Annotated in this window: 8 protein-coding genes and 1 pseudogene; 6 read left to right on the forward strand and 3 right to left on the reverse strand. The window is 70.7% G+C overall.

The window, feature by feature from the left end; all coding sequences use genetic code 11:
* Window positions 1-29: 29 nt before the first annotated feature.
* Window positions 30-3,863, forward strand: coding sequence for a S8 family peptidase (locus PV341_RS12410; protein ID WP_500357741.1), 3,834 nt, complete (start codon window positions 30-32; stop codon window positions 3,861-3,863).
* Window positions 3,864-4,524: 661 nt separating this feature from the next.
* On the opposite strand, the gene PV341_RS12415 is transcribed toward PV341_RS12410, so the two are convergent.
* Complete coding sequence (locus PV341_RS12415) at window positions 4,525-7,512, reverse strand: S8 family serine peptidase (protein ID WP_500357743.1); 2,988 nt, start codon at window positions 7,510-7,512, stop codon at window positions 4,525-4,527.
* A 1,277-nt stretch (window positions 7,513-8,789) separates the two neighbouring features.
* Here PV341_RS12415 and PV341_RS12420 point away from each other — a divergent pair.
* The 5 genes from PV341_RS12420 to PV341_RS12440 all read left to right on the forward strand — a co-directional run bounded on the left by PV341_RS12420 (window position 8,790) and on the right by PV341_RS12440 (window position 16,087).
* Window positions 8,790-9,776, forward strand: a complete 987-nt coding sequence (locus PV341_RS12420; RefSeq protein ID WP_500329760.1) for a helix-turn-helix domain-containing protein — start codon at window positions 8,790-8,792, stop codon at window positions 9,774-9,776.
* 720 nt (window positions 9,777-10,496) lie between these two features.
* Entirely contained in the window at window positions 10,497-11,126 is a 630-nt protein-coding gene (locus PV341_RS12425) for a DUF6338 family protein (protein ID WP_500357744.1), read from the forward strand.
* Window positions 11,126-11,290, forward strand: a complete 165-nt coding sequence (locus PV341_RS12430) for a hypothetical protein (protein ID WP_500357745.1) — start codon at window positions 11,126-11,128, stop codon at window positions 11,288-11,290. The genes PV341_RS12425 and PV341_RS12430 overlap by 1 nt, the downstream gene beginning before the upstream one ends.
* A gap of 18 nt (window positions 11,291-11,308) precedes the next feature.
* Entirely contained in the window at window positions 11,309-14,812 is a 3,504-nt protein-coding gene (locus PV341_RS12435) for a CHAT domain-containing protein (RefSeq protein WP_500357747.1), read from the forward strand.
* 801 nt (window positions 14,813-15,613) lie between these two features.
* Window positions 15,614-16,087, forward strand: a complete 474-nt coding sequence (locus PV341_RS12440) for a hypothetical protein (protein ID WP_500329754.1) — start codon at window positions 15,614-15,616, stop codon at window positions 16,085-16,087.
* Window positions 16,088-16,163: 76 nt separating this feature from the next.
* Here the strand turns inward: PV341_RS12440 and PV341_RS12445 are convergent, their stop codons facing one another.
* Both PV341_RS12445 and PV341_RS12450 read right to left on the reverse strand, forming a co-directional pair.
* On the reverse strand, window positions 16,164-16,664 hold the full coding sequence (locus tag PV341_RS12445) for a transposase (RefSeq protein WP_396571042.1): 501 nt from the start codon (window positions 16,662-16,664) through the stop codon (window positions 16,164-16,166).
* 67 nt (window positions 16,665-16,731) lie between these two features.
* Window positions 16,732-17,313: pseudogene (locus PV341_RS12450) on the reverse strand (transposase); the annotation flags it as partial.
* Between the last annotated feature and the right edge of the window lie 273 nt (window positions 17,314-17,586).

Here is a 17,586-nt window from a genome sequence, read left to right on the forward strand (position 1 = left end):
CTCCACCCAAACGAGAGGTTGTCCCACCGATGTCCAGAATCCGCCTGACGGCGGCGATAACAACAGGATTGGCGCTGGTTGTCGGCGCCGTACCGGCCGCCTTCGCGACCCAGGCGGCAGACGCCGGGGCCGCCGTGCGTCCTGCTGCCGTGCCGAGGGCGCACTCTGCGACCGTGCGGCTGCTTACCGGTGACCGCGTGACCGTGACCACGCTGCCCGACGGACGCCATACGGCGTCGGTGCAGCCCGGACCCGGCCGCGAGCGGATGGCCTTCCGGACGCTGGAGGGCGACGACAAGCAGTTGACCGTGATGCCGTCGGACGCCGAGTCGTTCGTCGCCACCGGCACCCTGGACCGCCGGCTGTTCAACGTCACGGCGCTGATCGCCGAGGGCTACGACGAGGCCCACACCCCCGCGCTGCCGCTGATCGTCTCCTCGGCGCCGTCGCGGGCCGGGGCGAGGGTCACCGCGCAGGCGGCGAAGGCCGCCGCGGCCACCGCCGACCGGCTCGTGGCGTTCAACGCGGCCAGGACGCCCTCCCGCGCTCTGGAGAGCATCGACGCCCGGTCGGTGCGGGTCGACGGCGACGACCTGGGGAAGTTCTGGAAGACCCTGAACTCCGACGGGGGCTCGGACGCCGCGCGTGCCGCGGTCACCCCGCGCATCTCGCTGGACGGCAAGGTGAAGTCGGTGCTGGACCGCAGCACCGCGCAGATCAACGCCCCCACCGCCTGGAAGGCCGGCTACGAGGGCCAGGGCGTCAAGGTGGCCGTGCTCGACAGCGGTGTCGACGCGAACCACCCCGACCTCGCCGGCCGCATCGCGGAGGCCAGGAACTTCTCCGATGCCCCGGACACCGGCGACCACTTCGGGCACGGCACACACGTCGCATCCATCGTCGGCGGCACCGGCGCCGCGTCCGGCGGCAGCCGCCGCGGCGTGGCGCCCAAGGCCGACCTGCTGATCGGCAAGGTCCTGGGCGACTACGGCTTCGGCGACGAGTCGGGCGTCATCGACGGCATGGAGTGGGCGGTCGGCGAGCACGCCAAGGTCGTCAACATGAGCCTCGGTGGTGAGGACAGCGACGGTACCGACCCGATGAGTGAGGCCGTCAACTCCCTGACAGCCTCAACCGGTACGCTCTTCGTCGTTGCGGCGGGCAACTCCGGCCCTGACCAGTCCACCATCAATACCCCGGGCGCGGCCGACGCCGCGCTGACCGTGGGGGCCGTCGACCGCGACGACTCCCTCGCCCCCTTCTCCAGCCGCGGCCCGCGCTCGGGAGACGACGCGGTCAAACCCGACGTGACCGCCCCCGGCGTCGGCATCGTCGCCGCCCGCGCGGCCGGCACCACCCTCGGCGACCCGGTCGACACCCACTACGTCGCACTGTCCGGGACCTCCATGGCCACCCCGCACGTGGCCGGCGCCGCCGCGCTGCTGGCCCAGCAGCACCCCGGCTGGAACGCCCAGCAGCTCAAGGACGCGCTGACCAGCACCGCGCACACGGTGCCCGGCACCAAGGTCACCGAGCAGGGGGGCGGCCGCATCGACCTGGCCGCGGCCACGGGCCCGGTCACCGCCACCGGCTCGGTCACCCTCGCCCCGCTGCACACCGGCGGCAGCGGGGGCGAGACGGCCACCGTTCACTACACCAACACCGGTGACCGTCCGTTCACGCTCTCCCTGGCCGTCAGCCTGGCCACCGAGGGCGGTCGTGCGCTCCCCGACGGGGTGGTCGGCCTCGGCTCCGACAGCGTGCGACTGGCCCCCGGCGCCACAGCGGAGGTCCCGCTGCACACCGACGCGGCGCATGCGGTCCGCGGCAAGTACTACGGATACCTCACCGCCAAGTCCGCCGACGGCACCGTACTCGCCCACACCACGGTCTCCCTCGCGGTGCACGCCCCTCAGCACCGGCTGACCGTGGACTACCGCCTGCGCGACGGCCAGGTCCAGCATGGTCGTCTCGCGAACATCTGGGGTCCGGACGGACTCGTGAGCTACACGGACCCGGACGCCGGATTCACCATGGTGGAGGAAGGCACGTACCTTGTCTCCGGCCTGTTCACCCAGGCGTCCGATGCGGGCGACGAGGCAGATGAGATCGTGGTCCCCGAGGTGAAGGTCACCAAGGACACGACGGTGACGCTGGACTTCACCAAGCTCAGCGAGGTGAAGATCCGCACTCCGCGTCCAGCCGAAGAGCACGGCGTCGTCAGCACCATGTTCCACCGCCAGATCGACGGCCGCAGCATGAGCTTCGGTTCCCAGTACTACGACGGCATTCACCTCTACGTCACCCCCACGGCCCCGGTCACCGACGGCACCTTCGAGTACTACTCGCGCTGGCAGATGACGGCCCCGCAACTGCAGGCGGACGTCTCCGGCAGCTCGCTGCGGTTCGCCCCGTTCTACGAGACGTTCTCCCCCGTCTTCGGGGACCGGGGTGCGCAGCTGACCGCCGTTGACGCCGGATCGGTGCAGGAGCCCGACCTGAGCGATGTCCGTGGCAAGCTGGCCGTCGCACGGTACAAGTGGCCCGAGGACTACTCCGAGTTCATGCGACTCGCGGCAGACGCGGGGGCCAAGGCGGTCCTGTTCGCGTGGGAGCCGGTCGGGCACGCCGTGTGGGGCCGCTGGCAGCCGGACGGTGACCGGATGGAGCTGCCGGCCATGCGGACCGACTGGACGAACGGAACGGCCCTGCTGGAGCGCATCAAGCAGGGCACCACGACGGTGAAGTTCACCGGCACGGTGCGCAGCCCGTACCTGTACGACGTGATGCCGGTCTGGAAGGGCTCCATCCCCGAGAAGACGGTCTACACCGTCTCGGAGCGGAACAGCGCCGTGGTGCGCAGCACCTACGCCCGCACCGGCGCCTCGTCCTGGGCGATCGAGCAGCGTTTCGGGTGGCGGTCCTACGAGGACGTCATCCTCAACCAGTGGGCCCGCTACGTTCCGCAGGGACAGAAACGCGTCGAGTACGTGAGCAGCGCCGAGGACACGCTGTGGAACCATGTGGTGCACCACGATGTCCCCTGGTTGATACCCAGCTGGGCGTGGACGGTCGGGTCGCAGGATGCCCCGCACACCTACCGGCACGGCCAGCGCGCCACGGAGCGGTGGTTCGGGGCGGTGGTCCGCCCGTCGATCCCGCGTGGGTGGTCCCGGAAGTCGGTGCGCCACGGTGACACCCTGTCGGTGGACATCCCGGAGTTCAACGATTCCGGCACCGGTCACTGGTCGTTCGCGGAGCTCTCCAACTTCGGCCCCATCGCCGCCGGGGCTGCCGGGGCCGACGACGAGCCTGACACAGCCGTGGCGGTGCTGTACCGCGACGGGGAGCAGATCGCCGAGTCCGACAGGGGAGCGGCGGGCAAGTTCGAGGTGCCGGCGGGCGACGCCGAGTACCGGCTGGACGTGACGACCGCGCGCGACTCGGACGACTGGGAGTTCGGCACCAAGACCTTCACGTCGTGGACCTTCCACTCGGGCACCACGGCCGGGGAGACCCCGCTGCCGCTGCTCCAGCTGGACTACGACGTGCCGGTCGACATGCAGAACTCGGTGCGCTCGGCGCGTACGCACACCTTCGGCCTGACAGCCCGCATGCAGGACGGCATGGCCGCCCCGCGCGGGGTGAAGCTGAAGGTGGAGGCCTCGTTCGAGGACGGGAAGAACTTCGCCAAGGCACGTGCGGTGCCCAACGGCAGCAACGGGCAGTTCACCGTCACCGTGGAGCGCCCGTCGGACCTGCACGGCGACAAGTACGTGACGCTGCGGGTGACCGCGACGGACGCCGCCGGCAACAGCGTCCAGCAGACCGTGGTCCGCGCGTACATGCAGCACGGCAAGTGAGTCGCCGCAGCCGGTGACGTGTCCCGTCCGGACGGTACTGCGGCGGGTGTCAGGAGCTTCGAGTCCTGACACCCGCCGCACCGCGTAGACCGCGGTACACAGCTCGACGGCGTTGTCACGTTGTTGGGTGTGCGTCGGTCCAGCCGCGACGAAATCGACGGCACCGTGCACACCAGCGCCGAGGCGCTTCCCTCCCTGCTGCTCTTCGACACCACACCGGGCGGCGCCGGCAACGCCGTCCGCATCGCTGACCCCGGCCGTTGCCACTCGCACCACGGGACAGGGCGGGTTCTGTGCAGCGGAGTCGGCCCGATCATGCCGACGCGGCGCACGCGTCGAGCGGCGTGCGCGCGCGTCGGTGATCCCCAGCGCCGCTCCGCGCGACCCGCGCGGCGGCGCACCTCATTCCGCGACGGCGCAGTTCCTCCAGGCCGTGGCCAGGGCCCGCGGGATCTGCGGGATGTCGCCGCAGCCGTGCGGGCCCGCGGGGAAGCCGTCGCTGGCGACGTAGGTCCACTCGCTCCCGGAGGTGCTGCGGAGTACTTCATCGCGCTGCCCTCGTCCTGCAGGCCCACGAGCTCCCCCTCGCTTGCGCCGGAGGTGGGATCGAAGGGGGTCGCGGCGTAGCGGACGGTGCCGCACTGACCGTACCGCCGCGCGCTCAGTAGGAGAACTGGCGGATCTGGCCGTCGTAGGCCCCGTACGTCCAGCCCGTGCGGGTCGCCGGGTCCAGCTGGACGGAGTTCATCACACCGCCGTGGACCAGGGGACCGCCGTGTCCACCGATCTGGAAACCGGACAGCGTCCGCACCACCTCCCCGGTCGTCACGTCGATGACGAGCATCTGACCGGTGGCGTTGTTGTCCGCGACGACGGCGGTGCCGGAGCCCGCGTAGCTCGTGCCCTCCGGCGCCGTGAACGCCGCCACCGCGAGCCCGTTCGCGCCGTCCACGGCCATCCCCGTGGCGGGGCCGCGCCGCACGGCCACAGGGTCGTCCGTCTCGCCGGTCGCCACGTCGAGCGAGCCGAGGACGCTGGTCGGGACGATCTTGGTGCTGATCGCGGTGGCCGACAGGTTGTAGAGCGTGCCCGCGCCGTCGGAGCCGAAGCCGTTGCTGCAACCGGACATGGTCCCCACGAGCGTCACGCTGCGGGTCCCCGTGTTCACGCGCGGGATCTGGACGCCGCCCAGACAGAGGGCGATGGGAGCGCCCTTCGCCAGATAGACGTCCCCGGCGGAGGAGTCTATGTCCAGGAGGCTGTACGAGCCCTTGGCGACGTTCGGCAGATCGGCGGGGATGGGATCCTCGGTGGTGCCGTTCGCGAGGTCGACGGGCAGCACCAGGTCGGTGTTGTCGGAGACCGCCCGCAGCAGCAGCGCGCCGCGGGCGCGGGCGGCGTCGACGCGTCCGACGACGAAGCGGTAGTCGGCCGCCGCGAGCGTGGTCCGCCCGACGAGGGTGCCGGTGGCGGTGTTCCAGGTCTCCACCTGCACATCGCCGCCGGGCTCCGCCTGGTGCACCGCAAGGGCGCGGTGCGTGGCGGGGGCCACGCCGAGGACCTCGTACTCCGATCCGTCGCCGCTGTCCGAGGCGATGACCGGGCCGTAGACGCCGGTCCTGGTGGAGTAGTGGCGGATCTCGGTGGCACCGGAGACGGTCCGCAGTGCGGCGACCGAGTCGTCGCCCGCGGCGGCGAAGGACAGCACCGTGCTTCCGGCCGGGGCGACGCCGTCGTCGACCTCGATGGTCGAGACGGGAGACGCCTGGCCGATGACCCGGTGCTTGCTGTCGAGGGCCATGACGCGCACGCCGTAGACAGTGGAGGAGGACAGGCCCAGCCGCAGGGCGTCGAGGTCGATGCCACCCTTGGTGGCGGGCAGGACACGGTGGGCTGTGGAGGGCGCGTCGACGCCGTTGTCGTCGAGGGCCGTGCCGTTGGCGTTGGTGAAGGTGTTCAGCGAGTTGTGGAGCGTCGGGGCGGGCGCCGCGAACTCCACCTGCGCGTACTTCGCCCCCGGCACGTCGCGCACGTCGTACCGGACGGCGAAGCCGGCCTTGGCACGGGTGACCTGGGTGCTGTGCGCGGGGATGCCGTCCTGCCCGGTGACCAGCGGTGCCTGCGGGCGCTGCTCGGCGGTTCCGCCATCGACGCGGACCGGCGCGAACTCCCCGTAGGTGGTCAGGCTGGGGTTGCCCCCGAAGCCGGACTGGGCGATGCCGATGCCGTAGAGGCCACCCCCGGCGCCGAACGCGTCGGCGGGGATGGTGACCGTGCCGGAAGTGGCCGTCAGGGCCTGGTGCCACGCGGCGCTGAACAGGGGCGCGAGGGCGGGGTTCCAGTGGCCGACGGTGGACACGACGAGCTGCGGGTCGTTGAGCTTGGCGACGCCGGTCAGGTCGTAGGTGACGGTGACCGCATGGCCGGCCTTCACCACCGCGGGCGTCTTGGGCGCGGTGCTCTCCACGTAACGGCCGTCGCTGGGACCGACGGTGAGGGTGCGGCGCACGGTGGCCTGGGTCCGGCCGCCGATCTGTACGCGGTAGGTGGCGGTGATCGTGCGGTCGGAGTCGGAGACCACGGGGAGTCCGGCGGCGTTCAGCAGTTCCGTCGGCGTCACCCGGATCGCCGGGGTGGCGGACCGCCAGGTCCGCGCGCCCACGGTGAGCGTGTACGTGGGGCTGGCGCCTTTGGGGAGGCCGGTGACGTCACCGGCGAAGGTGACCGGGCCCACCAGGCCCATGCCGTTGCCGCCGGAGGCCATGTCGCCGAGGTCGATGCGGTTGGGGTCGGTCGTCTCCAGGAACTGACCGCCCAGGCCGGCGTTGGTGACCCGGTGGGCGACCGACAGCCGAACGGTCGCGGTAGCGCTGCCGTGGTGCCCGAGGACGTCCTCGACGGCGGCGGTGACGTCGATCTGCCGGCCGACGTTGAGCTCGCGGTCGATCTGCGCCGGGGTGGCGACCTCACGGCCGGTCCGCTTCAGCACGTCCCGTACCTGCGCGGGCGTCAGGTGGTGTCCGGCCAGACCGGCGGCCTGGAGCACCACGGCGGCGGCCGCCGCGATCTCGGGTGCGGACGCGGACGTACCGCCGTTGAGGACGGGGGTGACGGACTGCGCGTCGCCCCGCTCGGTGTGGGTGAAGGCGACGATGTTGTCGCTGGGCGCCGAGAGGTCGATACGGGCGCCGAAGCCGGAGGAGAAGGTGCCGAAGCCGCTGATCCGGGTCTCGGCGGTGGTGGCGGGCCCGGTCCGGGAGGCGAGGGTGTCGTCCAGGGTGGTGCCGCCGGCGGCTATCGCGCCGCTGTCGGGGACGCGCGACGGGGTGGTGGAGTAGGCCACGTCGTCGATGTCGGTGGCTTCCTTGCCGTTCTTGTCGTTCCTCGCGGTGTCGGTGGGCGTGCTGCCGCCGTCGGGGCCGACGGCGGCCGGGGTGTACAGGCGGGTTCCGTCGTTGGAGGAGATCACCACCACGACGTGGTCCTTCTGGACGATCGAGGCGACCACGGACCGGATGTACGGGTCGTCCTCGAGGTAGCGTCCCGGGAAGCCCTGGGCGTCGGTGCCGAAGCCGAGGCTGGCCGTAATGACGTCCGGCTTGGGGGACTGGTGGGCGGCGGCCAGGAGCGCGTTCGCGATCTGGTCCATCGTCGGCTGCTGCGGGACGACGAGGCGGTATTCGGCGCCTGGGGCGACACCGAGCAGGTCGGTGTAGTCGCTTCCGGTCCGGTCGGGGCGCTGCCGGTCGTGGGCCAGGGGCGCCATGAAACGCTGAAGTCGAGGAGGACTTCGCCGAGGCCGGGGTCCTGGTCCTTGGTGGACGCCGAACCGCTGAGGGTTCCGTCGGGAGCCGCGACGTAGGCGGGGATCAGCGGCATCGAGGGGAGGTCGAGGTAGCGCTGACCGTCCTTGAGCACGGTGGTCGGACCGTGGCCCTGCACGTAGGGGTCACCGGCGTCGGCCATGGCCTGGTCGGTCAGGTCGCCGATGGAGACGTTGGTGATGGTGCGGCCGGCGCCGGGCTGCTGCCCGTAGCGGCCCTGGAGGATGCCGAAGGCGCCCACCGCGTTGACGCCGCCGGCGTTGAGGAAGGCCTGGGCGGAGTCGGTGAGGGCGAAGTTGGTGGGGATGGGGGAGGCACTCGGCGCTGCCGGTGGTGCGTGCTCCGCGGACGCCTTCACGGTGGCGGGCAGTCGCTGCCCGCCGGTGTTCATCGTGTTCACGTAGCGGTTCGGCTCGGCGTGGGTGATCCCCGGCGTGCCCTGGAGGGCGCGGGCGACGGCGGCGGAGTCGCGGTTCCCGGTCCGTACGACGTAGGTGCGCGACAGGTCGGCGGCGTCATCGCCCAGGCGCGTGCGAGCCGATGTGGTCATCGACTCGGTGGCCACGGCCGACAGGGAAGGGAGGAGCGGCTGGAGCGAGGTGGCCCCGACCGCGTTCAGCTTCTCGTTCACGGCGGCGCTGCTGGTCCCGGGGGAATGGGCCTGTGCCCTGTTGCCCGGCAGCTTGCGGCCGGTCACGGCGGTCTGCGGGGAGAGGGTCACCAGCACCTGGCCCGGGACGACGCCGGCGCGCTGGGCGGGCGGCACCTTCTGCGGCGACGCGTCGCCGAGAGGCGTACGGCTGGTAGGAGCGGGAGCGGCGGAGGCCGGGAGCGCGGCGGTGAGGGCCAGGAACACGACGGATGTGACGGACACGGCACCGAGCCGCCGTCTTCCGTGCGGATGGGCACGCGACATGGGACACCTTTTCAGCGGGGCGAGGGTGTGCGGGGGACACACCGTGGCGCGCTGACGCCCACCTCAACGCAGGGCAGCGCGCTCGTTGCTGGAAGATGTCAAGTGCGGCGGACGAGACGCAAGGTGGGAAAGGTGGCCTACCTCCGCCAGGTGGCCGGTTGGTGCCACGGAGGTGTGGGAGAGGGCATGGATTTTAACGTTCTGGGGTTCACGGCGGACGCGGAGCGCGTATATACGGCGCTGGTGGGAATGCCGCGGTGCACGGCGGCGGAGGTCGCCGCCGCGTGCGGCCTGGCCGCGCCCGCGGCGGGGAAGCTGCTGTCCGGCCTGGTCAGGGACGGCCTGGCGGTGCGCAGCGCGGGTCGGCCGCCGAGATTCTCGGCCACGGCTCCCGATGTCGCGGTCGGCGCGCTGATCCACGAACGGGAGCAGCAGCTCGGCGAGGCGCGGGCGCAGGTGCAGCGGCTGGTCGAGACGCACCGGGAGGCTGCCAGGATCAGCCACCCGGACATGGCCGCGGAACTGCTCACGGACCGCGAGGACATCAGCAAGGCGGTGCACCGGCTGACGACCGGGGCGCGCCGCGAGGTGTGCGCCTTCGACCGCCCTCCGTACGTCGACCGGCCCGGCAGCAACCTTGATGGCCAGCTGGAGCGGCAGCGGACCGGGGTGACCCACCGGGTGATCTACGACCGTGAGGCGGTGGCTTGGCCCGGCAGGCTGCAGGACGACATCATGCCGAGCATGCGGGCCGGGGAACAGGCCCGGATGCGGCCGGAGTTGCCGTTGAAGCTGGTGATCAGCGACAGCCGGGCGGCGATCATCCCGTTCAGCCTGGCGCCGGGCGGCCAGTCCGCGGCGTACCTGATCCATCCGTCGCCGATGCTGGTGGCCCTGCAGTCGCTCTTCGAGGCGCAGTGGGAGCGGGCGATCCCGCTGGGGGAGGCGGCGCCCACGACTTCGGCGGAAACGGGGCAGCCGGGGCAGCCGGATGCCGAGACCCTGGCCCTGATCAGCCTGCTGGCTTCGGGGCTCACGGACGCGGCGATCGCCCGCACGCAGGGCTGGAGCGCCCGGACCACGCAGCGGCGCATCCACCGCCTGATGACCGAACTTGGCGCGTCCACCCGTTTCCAGACGGGGCTGGCGGCGGCGCGGCGGGGGTGGCTCTGAGCCTTCGACCGCGGGCGTAAATCCGCTGCGCGTGACGGGATGATGCCCCCGCACATCACGCCCGCGAGCCCCGCCCGGTCTGGCACGCGTAGGCGTCCGGGCAGGTCAGTACCCGCGGTCGTAGATCGCCCGCAGCCACGGTTCGCGACGGCGGGTATGCGGGCCAGTGTGTACTGGAAAGCGGCGCGGAATGGCCGCAGGGGCATCGGCGGGTGTGGTGGCAGGGGATCGTCGCGTTCCACGCCTTCAGGTAGCCCTCCGACGTGACGGCAGGCGGTGATCCCCGGCGCTGCCACGTACCCGACTTTTCCGGTGTCGGCCGTCCCCGACGACGGCGTCGAAGCCGTCGGCGAACGCGCCCCACTGATCTGCTGGGTCGAGCAAGAGCCCTGCGACCGCAGCCTGCCGTTCTACTCATGGCGCCCTCTGGGCCGTCCCGACCATGAGCAGGTGGACACCCGATGACGGCCGCGTCCTCCCTACGGCGAACCCCATCGGCCCCAGCCGTCGTCGGCTACGTCCGCGCGGCCGTAGGACAGAGCCCCGTCCCGCAGAGCAACAGGCTCATGCGGACCGCCGTCGCCGAGGTCGGCCCGCTGCCTCGCAGTAGCCGGGGAAGGGAAGGGGGTGTTCCGCCGACCGCGGAGACGCAAGCCAGTAGCCTGATCGAGCGGAGTTCGTGAGACATGGGGGTGGTGAGTGCAGGCGCCTGCGACCGTCGTGCAGCTCGCTCTGCTCGTCCTTCTGGTGCTGCCCGGGGTCACCTATCAGTTCGTCCGGGAACGCCGCCGTGGTCCGGTGCCCGGTGAGCGTGATCTGGGTGAGCGGGTGTTGCGGGCGATCGTCGCGTCGATCGCGCTGGACGCTGTGTACGCAGTGGTGGCGGGGCCAGCGCTGGTTCGCCTGGCTCGAGGCGCCGGCGGCGGCTGGGACGGCTTCGTGGACCGGCCGCGAGTGGTCGGCTTCGTCGCCGTGGTGCTGTTCCTCGTCGTGCCGGCCATGGCGGCGGTCACCGTTTCCCTGGTGGATCGGCAGCGGCGCAAGGCTAGGTTCCTGCGCACGCCCAGCGCCTGGGACCACGCATTCCGCGACCGCGAACCATGCTTCGTGCGCGTGCGGCTCAAGGACGGCAACTGGGCGGGCGGCTGGTACGGGAACCGGTCGTACGCTTCCTCGTACCCCCACCCGGCCGAGCTGTACCTCGAATCGGCGCGCGTGATGGGTGCCGACGGGGCGTTCGGCGCGCGCGTGCGTGGGACGGCGGGCCTGCGGCTGCGGGCGGATGACTTTGACGTGCTGGAGTTCGTCGAACCCGGAGAGCCGGTGACCGTGCCGGAGGAGGAGCGATAATGGCGCACGAACCCGTGCCCTCGCCCGAACCCGATTTCTCGCCTGAAGAGTTGGCACTGCTGCAGGAGGCCGCGGATCGCGGCTATACCCCGAAACGCACGGTCGCCGAGCCGGATGAGGCGCCTGGCGGCCCGGCTGGCACCTCGAACGGCAACGAGGACTGACGGGTGGGAGGCGGGCCCGTGAACGGCCTGGCCGAGCGGTTCTGGGAGGCGTTCCACGTGGCCCGGCACAGCGCGGACCCCGCGTCGGTCGAGAAGGCGATCGACCTCGGCCGTGCCGTGCTGGCCGCGGAGGACGTGGCCGAGCGCCGCTTGGTCCTGTCCAATCTCGGGGGCCTGCTGCAGACCCGCTACCACCAGACCGGCGACTTCGAGTTCCTGCAGGAAGCCGTCCGCATTGTCACGGAGGCTTACTTCCTGGCATACGAAAGCCCGGAGGACTCGGCCAGCTACGCCAACAACATCGGCATGCTGCTGCATACCGCGTTCCGGCAGAACCAGGACCGCGGAACCCTGGCCGACGCGCTGGAGTGGAGCCGGACGGCCGTTGACGAGGAACCGTCCACGGAGAAGGCGTTCTACCTGGGTAACCTCATTGTCGCGCTGCGGACGGCGTTCACTGTGACGAAGGACCTCGCCTCCCTGGCGGAAGCAGTGGAGCACGCGCGGGCCGCCGTCGAGTGCTCCCCCGATGACGTGCTGACCGCGAGGAGTCTGCACTTCCTCGCCGTGGTCCTGCGCGACTGGTCCCATGAGACCGGGGAGACCGGTGTCGTGGAGGAGGCTGTCGACGCCGCGCGGCGAGCGGTGGAGCTCACGCCGGCCGGGTCGTCCGACGTGCTCGACCGGTTGAAGAACCTCGCGTACCTTCTCGACGACCGCTACCAGGCTCGCGGAGCGCGGGATGATCTGTCCGAACTGCTTCGGGTCCGGCAGACGCTGGTGGCCCACACCCCGGTCACCGATCCGCGGCACTCGCAGAACCTCGTCGAGCTGACGACCACGGAACGAGACTGGGCCGCGCTCACCGGCGAGGGCCCGAAAGGGACCCCCGACTGGGAACGTGCCGACACCGAAGCCGAAGCGTGCGGCCGCTACGCCGCCGAGTTCGAGCTGACCCGGGACTCGGCCCTGCTCGAGCGGGCGATCGAGCTGGGACGCTCGGTGGCGGCGGCAACCCCCGCCGGGCACCCACGCCGCGGCGTGCGGCTGGACCACTTCGCTGCGGCGCTGGCCACCCGCGGTGAAGCGTTCGGGGACCGCGTCGCGCTCGCGGAGGCCGTCATGATCGAGCGGGAGGCGGTTGCGTGCACATCCGCGGGGAATCCGCGGCGGGTCCAGTTCATGGGCAACCTCGCCGTCAATCTGCACGCGTTGTTCCATGCAACCGGAGAGCTGGCTCACGTCGTAGACGCGATCGACGTTGCTCGCCGTGCCGCCGAGGTCACCGCAGGGCAGGACCGCCACCCGGATTTACTCGAGATCCTCGCCGTCGTGCTGCACACCCGGTTCCGGGTGACCGGCGAACTGCAGGTTCTGTCAGAGGCGGTCGACCGCGCGCGGGAGTCCGTCCGCCTCGGCGCGAGCCTCGTCCCCGGGCAGGCCCAGCGGCTGTCCAACCTTGGCGCCATGCTGTCCGACTGTTTCGCCAGGACGGGCGAGGCGAGCGTGCTCGACGAGGCGATCGACGCGCACCGCGCGGCCACGGATGTGACGGCGGACGGCGACCCGGACCGGGCAGTGCGGCTGGCCAATCTCGGCGGTGTGCTGGAGATGGCGTACGAGAAGTTCGGCGACCGGAACGCGTTGCGGGACGCCATCGCCGCGCGGCGCGCGTCCGTGGCCGCGACTGCGGAGGACAGCCCGCACTGGCCCCGGTACACCTCGAGCTTGGCCGCTGCGCTCGGCGACTGGTGCACGGACCCCGTCGCACCCGCCGTCGCGCGACGGGAGCCGCCGGATCCGCAGGTCCTCGCCGAGGCGGTCGGCCTGGCCCGGAGTGCGGCGCGGAGGCCCGAGCAGGACGCCTATTGGCGGGCGAGTTCGCTGACCCGCGTCGCCGACGTCCTGGCGCTCGGCTTCCGGCACCTCGGCGACGGCGACGCGCTGGCCGAGGCACTCGGCTGCTATCGGGAGGCCGCGGCGTCTGCCGGATCGCCGACGGCGAGTCGGGCGGAAGCGGCGGACCGGTGGGGCGGTCTGTCAGCCGAGGCGGGGCAGTTCGACGTGGCCGCTGAGGGGTACGCCGCCGCGGTCCGGCTGCTGCCCCGGCTTGCCGGGCGCCGCCTGGGCCGCGAGGACGCCCAGTACTGGCTCGGCCGGTTCGCCGGGGTTGCCGCCGACGCGGCTGCGTGCGCGCTGGCCGTCGGCGACGAGGTGAGCGCGGTGACCCTGCTTGAATCCGGGCGCTGCGTGCTCGCTGCCCAGGCACTCGACAGCCGCAGCGATCTTTCCGGTCTGCGCGAGCAGGCACCCGAGCTGGCCGAGCGCTTCCGGACGCTCACCGCGGAGTTCGAAACCGACACCACGAGCGACCGCGTGGCCCTCGCCGACGAGCTCGACGCGGTGACCGACCGGATCCGTGCGCTGCCCGGGATGGAGCGGTTCCTACGGCCGCCGCTGCTCACCGACCTCACCGCGCAGGCGCACGAGGGCCCGATCGTGTACATCAACGTCAGCCGGCACCGGTGTGACGCGCTGATCATCACTGCGGACGGGGTCCGGTCACGCGCGCTGGACGGTCTGAGCGAAGAGACCGTGAGTCACCGCGTACGCGCTCTGCACACCGCGTTCACGGAAGGGCGGCTCATCGCCGAGCAGGCGATCCATGACACGCTCGAGTGGCTGTGGGACACCGTCGTGGGCCCTGTGCTGAGCGAACTGGGGCTGACGGCGGAACCGGCGGCGGATGGTCCGTGGCCAAGGATCTGGTGGGCCCCGGTCGGATCGCTCAGCCTGCTCCCGCTGCACGCGGCGGGCCACCACCGCGACGGCGGACCTGTGCTCCTCGACCGCGTCATCTCCTCGACGACGCCGACGATCCGCGCCCTGGGGCACGCCCGCGCGGGCCGCCGCGACGACCGGAACGAGCCGCGGCTGCTGGTGGTCGCGATGCCGCACACCCCGGACGCCCCGGACCTGCCCGGCGCACAGGCCGAAGCCGACCACCTGGCCGCTCTCATACCCGGCGCCACGCTCCTGGTCGGCGCGGACGCGACTCGTGACGCCGTTCTCGACGCATTGCCGGCCAGTGGCTGGGCGCACTTCGCCTGCCACGGGTACAGCGACCCGGACAACCCTTCGGACAGCCACCTTGCGCTGCACGACCACAATCGCACGCCGTTTCGGGTGTTGGACATTTCCGGGCTGCGCCTGCGGAACGCGGAGTTCGCTTTCCTGTCGGCCTGCGACACGGCCCGCACCACCGCGCGCCTGTCCGACGAGGCGATCCACCCGTTGGCGGCTTTTCAGATAGCCGGGTTTTCCCAGGTAGTCGGCACACTCTGGCGCGTCGACGACGCCGTGGCGCCAGCCTTCAGTCAGCAGATCTACGGCGAGTTGATCGCGGATCGATCCGGTGTGTTGTGCGCGTCGGCGGCGGTCCATCGCACGGTCAGGCAACTCAGGACGAAGTATCCGAACCTGCCGTCGGTGTGGGCCGCACACGTCCACGCCGGCGCCTGATGACGCACTCCGTCGTATCGGAGGTTGACCCGCAGCCGACTCGGCCAACTGCGTCGGTAGCTGTCTGTCATCGGCATCCGCTCGCGGCTCCCCTTTGTGTCAAGCCGTGGGCTCAGTTTTGATCTCGGGCCCGATGAGCCGCTGAACGAGATGCGGACCGCCGCCACACGGGCCTTCGAGGTCGTGCTCGGCGCTGCAGCCGCCACGTACGAGACCGGTGTTTTGCACCTGATGGAGTCGTACGCCACCGCCGAAGTGCGGTTTCATCAGTGACGCCCGCCACACATAACGCGCGCCTGGCTACGTGCAGTTCTCGGAGCTCTGCCGCGCAGCACGCGTCTGCCTGGCACGCTAGCGGCGTGGTGTACGTCGTGACCGTAGATACCTCCGTTCCTGCGGGAAAGCCGGAGATGGATCCCCTGCACCGGACGGGGGCTCTTGCCCTGTTCGATCAAGGCTTCGATGCCGTGGAGGCGATCGAGGGTCCAGACGGCATGGAGGTCGATCTCCTCGACCGTGTCGTGGCAGTCCACCCCGGTGGGGCAATAGTCAAGGTGTTCGTGGACGGCCCAACATTGGTGTTCGCCGAGGAGGCCGTGCGTTCTCTCATTGCTGGCTTTGTCCACGAGAACGGGCTCTGGCCCAAATTGTGTGGAGCGGTTACTCTCCGTCGCGGTCTTCGGGCATGCGCTCAGTCGGTGAAATTACCGGTTTCGGACGGTACACGTGGTGGGCCGTGGTCGACGAGCCGCAGGAGCTGTGGGCTTGGCATGTCAGAAGTGGCCAGTAGCCTCAGGCGCCATGGGCATACAGATTGATGTAGTGGCGGGTTACCCGATCAACGATGAGATGGAGAGGGTGCTCGGGTTGGCCGAGGCGGTCGGCGAGCCCGTCTCTGTCACGTTCATGTGGGAGGGGCGTGAAGAGTCGGAACGCGCGGTGCTGGTGCCCGCGGCCACGCTGGCGCTCTGGGAGCACTGGGCCCCCGCCGCGTACCCGACGAGTGGAACTGGAGACGAGAACCAGGCTGTGGCAGAGGAGCCGGAACTGGCCCATCCAAAGGAATTCGGCGCGTTCACGCTCTTTCGTCGTCGCGTAGGAGGGCGTACGGCGGTTGCTCGCAAAGGCGTGGTGGTCGCCGAGCTACTGGACCCCCATGAGGCTCACTGGCTCCAGGAGAAGGCCCGCAATGTCCGCCAAGGCTTCATGAATCCGAAGCAGAGGGCGGCGTTCGAGGACTTCCTTGCCCGGCAGGCATCCCTCGATGAGCAGTGACGCGCCGACTCGCACTTCGTGGCCTTGTAGTGGATCTGCGGCTTTTGTTTGCTTTATATGATGTACTGACGCCTGGTCACGCCAATATGACTCGTTTGCGAAGGAGTTCGAACCCTGCGCGGCCAAACATCTGGCGCTTGAGCATCTTGATGCGGTTGACGTGTCCCTCCACGACACCCGAGTTCCAGGGTTGTGTGAGGCCGGCGGTGACGGCGTCGAGGCCGCGTTCAAGGTGGTGGGCGAACCGGCTGAGACTGATCAGGTCGGTTGTGGCTCTGGCCGATTCGATCCACTGCGGGAGATAGTCGCCTTGCAGGTGGGTGACCATGTGGGCGAAAGAGCGCACGTGCTCGACGAGGGTTGTCAGCTCAGGGCAGTTCGCCAGCGCGGCCTTGAGCTGGAGCCGGTCATTTTCGGTCAGGGCGTCGGGGTGCGTGAGGATCCAACGCGTGACGGCACGGGGGGATGGGGGCCGAGGCCCAACCGGCTGGGGCTTGCCGCGCAGTACCCGGCTGACGTAGTCGCGGACGCTGTTGTAGCCGCGTGGATAGCCCTGCTCGCAGAGCTCCTCCCACAGTTTCCACGCGTTGGTGCAGCCCTCCTGCCAGCGCTGGTCGAGGTAGACATCTCACGATCCCAAGTCGTCAAGCCGCTGAGGTCAGTTCGCGGGGGAAGGCGATGTGTTCGTCGAACAGTTCGCCTGCCTGAAGGCACCGGTAGAGTTGGCCGATCATGCGGTTGAACAGGTGTCTCTGGGCGGCCGCGTGCCAGTCTCCTCGCTCACGTCGACGCCGGTAGTGGGCGTCCGCGCCGGGTGAGGACCGCAGAGCGGAGAAGGCCCACAGGTAGCCGGCATGGTTAAGCCGGTCGTTTTTGACCATGCGCCGCCCGACGTGGTGTTTCTTCCCGGACGCGCGGGTGACGGGGGCAGAGCCCGCATAGGCCTTCATGCCACGTGCGTCTGCGAAGCGCTGGCGGTCATCGCCGATCTCGGCCAGCACCCGGGCGCCGAGCTGGACCCCGAGACCGGGGAAGCTCAAGAGGACTTTGGAATCCGGGTGTTGGACAAAAGACTCGTCGCCCGCCTCGGCGAGCTCGTCAGCAGCGAGGCAGGCGGCTTCCAACTGCCGCAGGAGGGCGAAGGCCTGCTTGCCGAGTGCCACTTCGACCAGTTGTGGCTGACTCGCGTAATCACCGCGGAAGACCTCGCGGAGCCGGTCAGCTTCTGGGTTCGTCCACCGATGGGCCGCTCGCGTTTGGCGCCTGGTCCTGCTGTGGTTGTGGGGCATGCGCTCGTGTCGGGCGTGGTGCCCGGGGGCGGGGCTGGCCGCTGTAAGGGGCTTGCCGGCGGGGTGGCTTGTGTGGTGATGGATGCCGACGGTTGGGGTGGCGGGGTGATCCCCGGCTGGTGCGGGTGGGTGTCGTTCGCACCTCTAGCACTGTGGCGGTCGGGGTGGCGGCGGGTGAGGCCGGTCCCGTCGTGCGGCACGCCATACGTG

Origin of the sequence: Streptomyces sp. PA03-1a (genome assembly GCF_033792805.1) — a bacterium.
GTDB lineage: Bacteria > Actinomycetota > Actinomycetes > Streptomycetales > Streptomycetaceae > Actinacidiphila.

Bases quoted from the DNA above. Each gene is read 5' to 3' on its own strand.
- PV341_RS12410 (WP_500357741.1), top strand. From the start codon at position 30: ATGTCCAGAATCCGCCTGACGGCGGCGATAACAACAGGATTGGCGCTG.
- PV341_RS12415 (WP_500357743.1), bottom strand. From the start codon at position 7,512: ATGGACCAGATCGCGAACGCGCTCCTGGCCGCCGCCCACCAGTCCCCC.
- PV341_RS12420 (WP_500329760.1), top strand. From the start codon at position 8,790: ATGGATTTTAACGTTCTGGGGTTCACGGCGGACGCGGAGCGCGTATAT.
- PV341_RS12430 (WP_500357745.1), top strand. From the start codon at position 11,126: ATGGCGCACGAACCCGTGCCCTCGCCCGAACCCGATTTCTCGCCTGAA.
- PV341_RS12440 (WP_500329754.1), top strand. From the start codon at position 15,614: ATGGGCATACAGATTGATGTAGTGGCGGGTTACCCGATCAACGATGAG.